Annotated in this window: 10 protein-coding genes; 4 read left to right on the top strand and 6 right to left on the bottom strand. The window is 61.1% G+C overall.

Annotated elements, in window-relative coordinates; genetic code table 11:
• Nucleotides 1-212: 212 nt before the first annotated feature.
• Nucleotides 213-1715 carry an AMP-binding protein gene (locus A2J01_RS23240; RefSeq protein ID WP_064113685.1) on the top strand — a complete coding sequence of 501 codons (1503 nt, stop codon included), beginning with the start codon at nt 213-215 and terminating at the stop codon, nt 1713-1715.
• Between the two features lie 52 nt (nt 1716-1767).
• On the opposite strand, the gene A2J01_RS23235 is transcribed toward A2J01_RS23240, so the two are convergent.
• The 6 genes from A2J01_RS23235 to A2J01_RS23210 all read right to left on the bottom strand — a co-directional run bounded on the left by A2J01_RS23235 (nt 1768) and on the right by A2J01_RS23210 (nt 7797).
• Nucleotides 1768-2055 carry a putative quinol monooxygenase gene (locus A2J01_RS23235; protein ID WP_007730819.1) on the bottom strand — a complete coding sequence of 96 codons (288 nt, stop codon included), beginning with the start codon at nt 2053-2055 and terminating at the stop codon, nt 1768-1770.
• Nucleotides 2056-2110: 55 nt separating this feature from the next.
• Entirely contained in the window at nt 2111-2743 is a 633-nt protein-coding gene (locus A2J01_RS23230) for an HAD family hydrolase (RefSeq protein WP_064113684.1), read from the bottom strand.
• 38 nt (nt 2744-2781) lie between these two features.
• Complete coding sequence (locus A2J01_RS23225; protein ID WP_054187504.1) at nt 2782-3456, bottom strand: TetR/AcrR family transcriptional regulator; 675 nt, start codon at nt 3454-3456, stop codon at nt 2782-2784.
• A gap of 68 nt (nt 3457-3524) precedes the next feature.
• The gene (locus A2J01_RS23220; RefSeq protein WP_030536042.1) at nt 3525-4916 is read right to left on the bottom strand and encodes an MFS transporter; all 1392 of its coding nucleotides are present in this window, start codon (nt 4914-4916) and stop codon (nt 3525-3527) included.
• 250 nt (nt 4917-5166) lie between these two features.
• On the bottom strand, nt 5167-6822 hold the full coding sequence (locus A2J01_RS23215) for an AMP-binding protein (RefSeq protein WP_064113683.1): 1656 nt from the start codon (nt 6820-6822) through the stop codon (nt 5167-5169).
• Nucleotides 6823-6825: 3 nt separating this feature from the next.
• On the bottom strand, nt 6826-7797 hold the full coding sequence (locus A2J01_RS23210) for a phosphotriesterase family protein (RefSeq protein WP_003943005.1): 972 nt from the start codon (nt 7795-7797) through the stop codon (nt 6826-6828).
• A gap of 157 nt (nt 7798-7954) precedes the next feature.
• Here A2J01_RS23210 and A2J01_RS23205 point away from each other — a divergent pair, with 157 nt between their 5' ends.
• The 3 genes from A2J01_RS23205 to A2J01_RS23195 all read left to right on the top strand — a co-directional run.
• Nucleotides 7955-8515 carry a QsdR family transcriptional regulator gene (locus tag A2J01_RS23205; protein WP_003943195.1) on the top strand — a complete coding sequence of 187 codons (561 nt, stop codon included), beginning with the start codon at nt 7955-7957 and terminating at the stop codon, nt 8513-8515.
• Nucleotides 8516-8617: 102 nt separating this feature from the next.
• Entirely contained in the window at nt 8618-9322 is a 705-nt protein-coding gene (locus A2J01_RS23200; protein ID WP_003943086.1) for a FadR/GntR family transcriptional regulator, read from the top strand.
• A gap of 15 nt (nt 9323-9337) precedes the next feature.
• On the top strand, nt 9338-9998 hold a 661-nt coding region (locus tag A2J01_RS23195; protein ID WP_064113682.1), incomplete at its 3' end, for an ABC transporter ATP-binding protein.

The raw sequence follows: 9998 nt of genomic DNA, 5'->3' as shown, positions 1-9998 counted from the left end.
GGTGGTCGGTCGATCCCGGAGCAGCGCGGGCGGAGCCACCGGTAAGGCGGCAATTCGCGATTCGTCGTCGAGCACGGTGCGCTCCTCATCCTTCCGATCAACATCATTTTCGGGACAATCCCAGCAGACTCGATGTTGACGCCGGATTCAAGTGTACGCTCTGGTGAGACCCAGGACACACAATCGGTCGATTCCTCCCGAAAGGCAGAACCATGGTTAGCGTTCTCGACCCGGTGACCCGTCACGCGGAAGCCACTCCGGAAAATATTGCAATTCGCGGCACGGATAGTCATTGGACATACCGACAGCTTCACGACGCGTCTCTGGCGTTCGCCGGCCGCATTCGCGACGAAGGGTTGAGCATCGGCGACCGGGTTCTGCTCGCGGCGCCGTCGGTGCCTGAATTCATCGTGGCATACATGGGGATTCAGGCTGCAGGTTGTGTCGTGGTGCCCATCAACACGATGTCGGCGCAACCCGAAGTCGAGTACGTACTGGACGACGCCGAGATTTCGCTGGCGATTGCCTGGCACCAGCTCGGTCCCGCAGTTCAGGATGCAGGGAGTGCGCGCGGCGTCCCGGTGTGGACGCTCACCGAAGAATCGGCGAAGGCCGACCATCCACCGGCAACGGTGGTCGACCGCGACGCAGCGGACACCACGGCGATTCTCTACACCTCCGGTACCACCGGACGTCCGAAGGGCGCTCAGCTGACAGTCGGGAATCTGTTGTCTGCCGGTGAGATCGGCGCCGAGAGCAGCCGCGGAAATCCCTCGGACCGCACCGGTACCGGGCTGCCGCTCTTTCACATCTTCGGCCAGGGTTCGGTCATGATGGCAACCTTCACCGGCGGCGGATCGCTGTCCCTGCTCGCCCGGTTCGACCCGGCCGCCATGCTCGATCTGGTGCGTCGGGACAAGCTCACCATCATGGCGGGCGTCCCCACCATGTGGAATGCCATGCTGCACGCCGCAGCCGACGTGGACAGCTCCGACTTCGAACAACTGCGGATCGCAATCTCCGGTGGCGCATCACTTCCCGGTGAAGTCGCTCGCGCCTTCGAAGCACGGTTCAACTGCACAATCCTCGAGGGCTACGGCCTGACCGAGACGAGCGCATTCGGAACTTTCAACAGCATCGACCGCGTCGCAAAGATCGGATACACCGGCCGCGCCGTACCGCGCACCGAGGTCGAGGTCCGTGATCACGACGGAAATGTCTGCCAGGCAGGCACAGTGGGCGAGGTATTCATCAAAGGACCGACGGTCATGAAGGGCTACTGGAGGCGCCCGGCCGACACGGCCGCCGTCCTGTCCGACGACGGATGGTTCCGCACCGGAGACCTCGGCGAGACCGACGCCGACGGTGACCTTCGCATCGTCGACCGCGTCAAGGACCTCATCATCCGCGGTGGATACAACGTCTATCCAGGCGAGGTCGAAGAGGTGCTCTACCAGCACCCCGACATCATCGAGGCCGCGGTGATCGGTATACCCGACGACTACTACGGCGAGGAGGTTGCGGCGGTGGTGGCCGTGCGCCCAGGCTCCGACCTCGAAGCAGATGACGTCACCTCGTGGGCTCGGGAACGTCTGTCCGCCTACAAGATTCCGCGGGTGGTCCAGTTCATCGACGCGCTCCCGAAGGGTTCGACGGGAAAGATCCTCAAGCGATCGATCGACCGCACCGAACTCCTCGCCCAGAAGCAGAACTGAAAACACAGGTGAACCCCGGCGAGATTTCGCCGGGGTTCATCTGTCCATGCGCTCAGAGTGCGTCGAAGTACTCGATCTGCGGGGCGCCTGCGAGGAAGGGCGCCATCGCCTTTCCCGCGGCCTGGAAATGCTCGGACGATCCATGGGCCTTGATCGCAGCACTGTCTTGATACAGCTCCATGAACTTGTACGAATTCGTATCCGTCTTCGAGCGGATCAGTTGATACAGAACCGTTCCGGGCTCTTCCGTGCGCACCTTCTCGGCAAGTTCGGCGACTACGGCTTCGAACTGTTCGCCGCTTCCGTCTTTGACGGTGATATCCGCGATGACAGCAATCATTCATTCCTCCAAAAGTGTTCCAGCAGTATTCGAGTGTTACCGAGAACCTACAGTTTCACTGCATGGGCAGTAGTCCGAACGTCGATTCCAACTGACTGCGAGTGCTTTCCGCATCGGTGTGGAGAATGCCGGCGATCCCCAATCGTGCCGCGCCGTCGAGGTTCTGTTGCAGGTCGTCGATCATCACGGCGCCTTCGGGCGCTACACCCAGCCGCTCACACGCGATGGTGTAGATCAGACGAGAGGGCTTACGAATCCTTACTTCCGAGGAGATCACCACTTCGTCGGCGAGGACCTCGAGCACAAAACCCGCGTAGCAATCACGCCCGAAAGCATTGGACACGAGCGCAACAGGGTGACCCGCCGCTCGGACGTCCGCAATCAGTCGCACCATCTCTTCGTCTCGGACAAGCCCGGCCTGCATACGGTCGACCAATCCTTCGCTGTCCACGACGGCGCCGTGCGCTCGTAGCCGTTCCCCGAATCCTGCTTCGAAGGCCTCCTGGTCGATCTTTCCGGATTCGTGATCGGAGAGCAGTTTCTTCGAGACGTCGTCGCGGGAGAGCAGGGTCAACGGAAGTCGTGGGTCGCCCCCAAGCGAGGCCCCGAAATCTTCGAAGGCCCGCAGCACACTGGAGGTGAGAACTCCACCGAAATCGACGAGCACTGCCGTACGCGTGGGTGTCATTGCTCCATCAGACACCAAACATGAACCCGGCGTCAACATCAATTTTGGCGTAGCGAGAATTGCAAAGTGTTGATCCACAACCGGTTGACCGTATCGAGCAGACCATCGAAGGTCACTCCGGCGGCGCCGTCCTCGCCGCCGCGGGATACGAAGTACCCGAACGCAAGTCGACTGATCATCCCGGAGAGTGCCCGAGACGTCAGTAGCGGATCCAGATTCGCGTCCGCCAGTCCGGCTTTCTGCAGCTTCTCGATACTGCGCGCGTTGCGTCGAACAAACGCGTCAGCACGCTCGAGGCGGAGAACCCGGAACTCCGGATCGATGCTTGCTACCTGCTCGAGCAGTCCCATCAGCTTCGCGTTCCGTCGGTATGCCTCGAGGTACGCGCGGTTACTCGCCGCGATGACCTCAGCAGGATCCGCGCCTTTCGGAGTGTGCGGCATACCCGGATGCATCATGTCTTCGCGCGCCAACTCCATCACTGCCGCGAAGATCTCTTCCTTGCTCGCGAAGTAGGTGTAGAAAGTACCGGCCGAGCACTGCGCCTCCACAGTGATGTCGATCAGCCGCGAGTCCAGATAGCCGGACCGTTCGAAAACGGTGCGGGCCGCATCGATCAACGCTCGACGCGTACGCAAGCCACGCTGAGTGGAGGGGAGTTCCCGTGACGCTGTCGACGAAGCATCTTCGGAGCCTGTGCGTGCTGCAGCCATGCTCCAGTTATACGTCAGACGCCCGCTACCGGTGACCGATAGCGGGCGTCTGCTCGAAACCGAAAGAGTTACTTGGCGTACAGGTGCGCGCCCGGAATTGCGTTCGGATCATCCCGAACTTCCTTCGGGTTGGTCTCTTTCAGCACCCAGGCACTGAAGAAGGTCACCAGACCCATGAGGGCTACGAACACGGCAACCCATGTAGTGGTCCCGGTCTTCGCGATGAGTGCCGTCATGATGAACGGAGTACCACCGCTGACCGTGATCGCCGCCAGCTGGTACGCCAACGATGCTGCCGAGTAACGCACGTTGGGCGCGAACAGCTCACCCATGTACGCAGCGATCGGCCCGTAGGTCATCGACTGGAACACGCTGCCGACTGTCACCGCGATGAAGAACAGCGGCAGGGACTTGGTGTTGATCAACCAGAAGTACGGGAATGCCCAGACCACGATCGCCGCGGCGCCGATCAGGATCATCGGACGACGACCGATCTTGTCGGACATCTTCCCGGACCACAGCACCACGCCGACTGTCAGCAACGCGCTCAGGAGCGAGATGATGAGCAGTGAGTTCCGCTTCAACCCCAGTTCGGTTGTGCCGTAGCTGAGCACGCCGGCGATGCTGATGTAGAACAGTGCATTGGTGGCGGCCAGAAGTCCGCAACCGAGCAGAATCTTGCGCCAGTGATCCTTGAGCGCCTGCGCCAGTGGAGCCTGAACGACGACGTCCTTTTGGTTCTTCTTGGCGTCTTCCTGCAACTCGAGGAATTCCGGCGTGTCCTCGACCTTCGTCTGGATGTACAGAACCACAGGGAAGAGCAGCGCGCTGGCGAAGAACGGAACTCGCCAACCCCAGCTCAGGAATGCATCATTGGAAATGGTCGCGGTCGCAACGAGGAAGACCAGGTTGCCCAGCACTACACCGAACGAGACACCCATCTGACCGAAAGTGCCTGAGAACCCGCGCTTCTTGGGACTCGCGGATTCGGTGAGGAGAAGGACGATTCCGCCCCACTGGCCACCGCAGGCGAGACCTTGGATGAATCGCAGTGTCACCAGAAGAATCGGAGCGACGACGCCGATTGCCGACGCACTCGGGATCGCGCCGATCAGGAACGTCGCGACGGCCATCAGCAACAGGCAGGTGACGACAGCGGGCTTACGCCCATACTTGTCGCCGAAGTGTCCGGCGACCAAACCGCCGATGGGGCGGGCAACGAAGCCGGCCCAGAACGTACTGAACGAGAGCAATGTGCCCATCAGTGCGGATGAATCGGGGAAGAACACATGCGGAAAGACCAGTGCCGCAGCCGTTCCGTACAAGAAGAAGTCGTACCACTCGATGGAACTGCCGAGCAGTCCCGCGCCTAGAAGTTTGCGGTGCGCCTTCTTCTTCTTCCGTTCCTGATCGGACAGGCCCCCTGCCTGCGTGCTCGAATCCACTGCCGATCTCGTCATGGGTTACTCCTCGATGGGTCGGACGCTCGTCGCGCCGGGAGTTGAGAAGCGGAGCCGGGCCAGAAGTAGAAACTGACACCAACTTCAACTCTGTGGCGTTGCGATCAGTCTGCGATACAAAAAGAGTGATGTCAATCACTGAAATGCATTGCCGCATAGGGGACTAAATCCCCTACCGATGCTCGTCAGCCACCACGACGAATGGCCGGCTCACCTTGTCGGCGGCCGGCAATTCGTTGGTCAGATAGATCTAGTTCGGTACCCGCAGTTCACGACGAAGAATCTTGCCGCTCACTGTTTTCGGCAGGTCATTCATGACCTCGACGATGCGTGGATACTTGTATGCTGCAAGCCTTTCCTTGCAGAACTCGACCAGATCCTCGGCGGTCGCCTCGGCACCGTCCTTGAAGGACACGAAGGCCTTCACGGTTTCGCCGCGATACGGATCCATGACACCGACGACAGCAGCCTCTCGTACGGCAGGGTGTTCGTAGAGAACATCTTCCACTTCGCGTGGCCACACTTTGAAGCCCGAGGCATTTATCTGATCCTTCATCCGGTCGACGATGTAAAACCAACCGTCGCCGTCCATGAATCCGATGTCGCCGGTGTGAAAACGCCCGTCCGGCATGGCATGTGCGGTCTCGTCCGGCTTGTTCCAGTATCCGAGTGCAACCTGGGGACCGGAGACCACGATCTCGCCGTACTCCCCGACCTGTACCGGCTTGTCGTTCTCGTCCACCACCTCGGCGTACGTATTCGATACCGGTACGCCGACAGCAACGGCCCCCGACGCCGGATCTACCGGCGCTTCACGCGAATTCGGCACCACGATTGCCGGGCTGTTCGTCTCGGTCAGCCCGTAGCCGTTGTGAATGTAGTGACCGAACTTCGCCCGGAACGCTTCCAACGCCGCGTGCGGGATCGGCGCGCCACCTGAATACACCGACTCGAGAGAGCTCAAAGATTCCTTCGAGACTGCGGCGCTGTCCGTCCACGCGATGAATACCGTGATCGCTCCGATGATCGCGGTAGCCCGATGCTCCGAAATTGACTCCGCTGCAACGATGGGATGGAATCGGCAGGTCAGAATCGTGGGCGCGCCGGCCAGGAGTGGAGCCGCGACGTGCCCGATCAACCCGGTGATATGGAACAGTGGCGCCACCGCGAACATCGCGCCGCCGGGGCGCAACCCCAGCCAGTCCCGATAGATCTGCGCTGCGAACACGACATTTGCGTGCGAGTTCATCGACCCCTTCGGCGGGCCGGTTGTCCCTGACGTATAGGGAAGGTAGGCAAGGTCTTCCGGAGACAGATCGACCTTCTCGGGCTTCTGCCCTCGATGAGCCTCGATCAATTCCAGTAGATCCGGAAATCCATCGTGCCGAATCCTGGACGCCGAACCGAAGATCCGTTCATCGTCGCGCGACTGAAAATCCCGTTCCGACGTAGTGATGACCCGTCGCACTTCGGTGCCCTCGGACGCAGTCGCCACGGTCTCGGCCGAGGACTCGAGACAGATGACTGCTACCGCTCCGCTGTCGGCCAGTACGGTGGACAGCTCACGGTCGCGGTACATCGGATTGACCGGAACGACGACGGCACCGAGCTTCCAGACCGCGACTGTCGCGATCACGAACTGCGGAACATTCTGCAGGACAAAGGAAACTCTGTCTGCGAACCCGATTCCATCCTTGGCGAGGGCTACGGCAAGCGCATCCGACATCTCGTCGAGCTCGGCAAAGCTGACGGTGCTGTCGAAGTACCTGATGATCGGGGCGGTGCGATCGCGCTCCAGCGAAGCACGGAACATCGCGAGGGCGTCGACGTGCTCGATGTCTACGTTCGGCGGAGTGTCGGCGTCGTAATTGGCGAGCCAGGGCTTGCTCTCGTACACGTTGGTCATATCTCAGCTCTCGAAGTACCGACGTGGGTTGTCCACCAGCATCGCCTTGACCTGGTCTTCGGTGACACCACGTTCGAGCAGCGCCGGAATGACATCATCACTGATGTGGGTGTAGTTCCAGTTCGGAAGTGCCACTTCTCTTGCAGCACTGGGGAAGTAGTCGATGAAACACGACGCGTCATGCGCCAGAACCATCTTCTCCGCGTAACCGCGACGGGCCATCTCCACCACGGTGTTGACACGATCCTCGAACGACAGGAACGGTTCGAGACCGAAACGGTCCATCCCCAGTAGCGAACCGGCATCGGCCAGCGCACACAAGTAGTCGAGATCGGTGGTGTCGCCGGAGTGACCGATGACCACCTTGGTCAGATCCGCACCCTCTTCGGCCAGAACCTTCTGCGCGACCAGCCCGGATTCAGTGTGCGGATTGGTGTGCACGGTGATCGGCACTCCCGTTTCCACCTGCGACTGTCCGACCGCGCGCATGACCCGCTCGACGCCGGGGGTAAGGCCCGGCTCCTCGATGGCGCACTTCAGGAAGGAGGCTCGGACACCGGTTCCGGCGATTCCTTCCCTGATGTCCTTGACGAACAGTTCGACCATCGGCTCGGGGCCGTCGAACAGCAATCCCGGTCCGGTGTAATGGAATTGGAAGGGAATGTCGTTGTAGGTGTAGATGCCGGTAGCAACGATGATGTTGAGATCGACCTGCTCGTTGATCCGGACGATGCGCGGAATGTACCGGCCGAGGCCGATCACCGTGGGATCGACGATCGTGCTGATTCCGCGGGACTTCACCTCGGTCAACTTTGCCACCGCGTCCGCTACCCGTACTTCCTCGTCCCAGGGTTCGGGGTAGTCGGGGTAGTTCTGGCGCAACTCCTCACCCAGAACGAAGACATGCTCGTGCATCAACACCTTTCCCAGATCGGCTGTATCCACCGGCCCACGAACGGTTTGTACTGAACTCATCGATCGAACCCCTGACTGTGATCGCCATCACTAACATGAGACAATGAGCTAGTGTGTCTCACGTGGCCAGGTTCGTCAATAGGCTCGATCCCCCGAGGCTCACCACTTTTCAACGGCCGAAATTGTGCAGTACCGGACAACCGGAGAGAATGTCCCGATGCCTACCGACCTCGAACGCCGACGCGCGATCGACACCGCCGCGAGCATGTACCTCGCGGAGGAACCACTCGACATGTCACTGCTCGCCGAACGTCTCGGCGTAGGCCGCGCGACGCTGTACCGCTGGGTCGGCAACCGCGACGAGCTGCTCGGAACAGTGCTGGCCGAGGCCACCGAACGGACATACCGAAAGGCGATGTCACAGGCGTCGGGGCAAGGTCCGGAGTACATTCTCGACGTCTTCGGCCGCGTTATGCGATCGGTGGAATCGTCGACAGAACTGCGCGCGCTGACCAAACGCGAACCGATGGTGTTCATCAAACTCGCGATGATGCCCGGCTCCATCGAATCGATCTCCGCCTCCATTACCGCCGAAATCCTGCAATCCCAGGTCGACGCCGGCCAGCTGACGATCACGCTCTCGCCGCAAGTACTGGGCGAAGCCCTCGTCCGCATCTGCGACGTACACCTCTACGCCCCCCTGCTCGGCCGAGAAAAGGCCGAGATCGAGACGGCCCTCGACCTGATCGCACTGCTCCTCGGCGTCACCCGCAACTGACACGCTTCGACCGCGTGAACACTACGGCGACACACCGGCCACCCGAGTCCTCAGACGTCTGATGAGTTGTTACTCTCTCGGTACCCACCCGAGAGGCGAGCCGTGTCCGACGACCACACAGGATTCACACTTCGCAGTGGCCCGCTGGTACCGCAACTCGAACAGTTGCTGCGCGGGCGAATCATGCATGGAACGTGGGCGCCGTCCGAGCGCATACCGAGCGAGGCGGCCCTCGCCGTCGAACTCGGCGTCGGGCGTTCCTCGATTCGCGAGGCAATCCGCCTCCTCGCTCGCGACGGACTACTCGAAGTCCGACACGGCGTCGGAACCTTCGTGGCTGCCGCGTCCGAACTCGAGCACGTCGACGAATTCACCAAACTTCTTCGACGCTCGAGGATCCTCGAGGTCTTCGAAGTCCGTCGCGCACTCGAGATCGAGGCCGCCAGACTGGCCGCGGAGCGGGTACAACCCGAGGACCTCGACGGCCTGCGGCGTCGACTGACCATGCGACACAGTCATTTCGAGGGTGATGTCGAGAAGTTCGTCGACGTCGACCTCGACTTCCACACCGAAGTCGTTCGGCTGTCCGGAAATGCAGTTCTGCTCTCGCTTTTCACGTCGGTGCGTCCACTCCTTCGTGAATCCCTCGTCGAGATGATGGCCCACGAGGCCGGCGTCCCCGACACCTCACATGCCCATGATCAGTTGGTCGAGGCCCTTCAAGACGCCGACCCAGAAGCCGCGGTAGCGGCAACTCGAGCAAACATCGACACCGTCCTACGACGACTGCGTGTGCTCGACGCCTAAGAGAGGTTAGTTCTCGTGCAACACCCCACCGGCACAGTTCTGTCGACCGAACACGTGGATCTCGTCCGCGACGGCCGATACTTGTTGAAAGACATCAACATTTCGATCGAACCCGGACAACACTGGGTCCTCCTCGGCGCGAACGGCGCGGGCAAGAGCACGCTTCTGAGCCTGCTCGGAGCAACCGCCCACCCGACTCGCGGTTCCGTTTACGTCCTCGGCCACAAGTTGGGCCGCGTCGACATGAGGGAACTGCGGATGGACATCGGGCACGTGAACCCTCGTCACACGATCGGAATTCCGATCACCGTCCGCAACGTCGTGATCACCGGCCTCACCAACACCACCGAGGTGATGCCGCGCTGGTCACCGACGCCGGAGCAAGAGGCTCACGCCGACGCACTGATCGATCTACTCGGAATGAGTCCGCGTTCAGACGCGCTGTGGCCCAACTTGTCCCAAGGCGAACGGGGACGAACCCTGATCGCCCGCGCACTCATGGTCGAACCGCGCCTGCTTCTGCTCGACGAACCGGCGACCGGGCTCGATCTTGCTGCACGCGAACAACTCTTGACGGCACTGGACGACCTCCGCAATCAGAACCCGTCACTTGCCAGCATCCTCGTGACGCACCACATCGAGGAGATCCCCAGCACCACCACACATGCTCTTCTGA

Source organism: Rhodococcus sp. EPR-134 (genome assembly GCF_001647205.1).
Lineage (GTDB): Bacteria > Actinomycetota > Actinomycetes > Mycobacteriales > Mycobacteriaceae > Rhodococcus_F > Rhodococcus_F qingshengii.
Note: the sequence above shows the minus strand (reverse complement) of the source record. Positions and strands in the feature narration are given on the sequence as shown.

Bases quoted from the DNA above. Each gene is read 5' to 3' on its own strand.
- A2J01_RS23240 (WP_064113685.1), top strand. From the start codon at position 213: ATGGTTAGCGTTCTCGACCCGGTGACCCGTCACGCGGAAGCCACTCCG.
- A2J01_RS23235 (WP_007730819.1), bottom strand. From the start codon at position 2,055: ATGATTGCTGTCATCGCGGATATCACCGTCAAAGACGGAAGCGGCGAA.
- A2J01_RS23230 (WP_064113684.1), bottom strand. From the start codon at position 2,743: ATGACACCCACGCGTACGGCAGTGCTCGTCGATTTCGGTGGAGTTCTC.
- A2J01_RS23225 (WP_054187504.1), bottom strand. From the start codon at position 3,456: ATGGCTGCAGCACGCACAGGCTCCGAAGATGCTTCGTCGACAGCGTCA.
- A2J01_RS23220 (WP_030536042.1), bottom strand. From the start codon at position 4,916: ATGACGAGATCGGCAGTGGATTCGAGCACGCAGGCAGGGGGCCTGTCC.
- A2J01_RS23215 (WP_064113683.1), bottom strand. From the start codon at position 6,822: ATGACCAACGTGTACGAGAGCAAGCCCTGGCTCGCCAATTACGACGCC.
- A2J01_RS23210 (WP_003943005.1), bottom strand. From the start codon at position 7,797: ATGAGTTCAGTACAAACCGTTCGTGGGCCGGTGGATACAGCCGATCTG.
- A2J01_RS23205 (WP_003943195.1), top strand. From the start codon at position 7,955: ATGCCTACCGACCTCGAACGCCGACGCGCGATCGACACCGCCGCGAGC.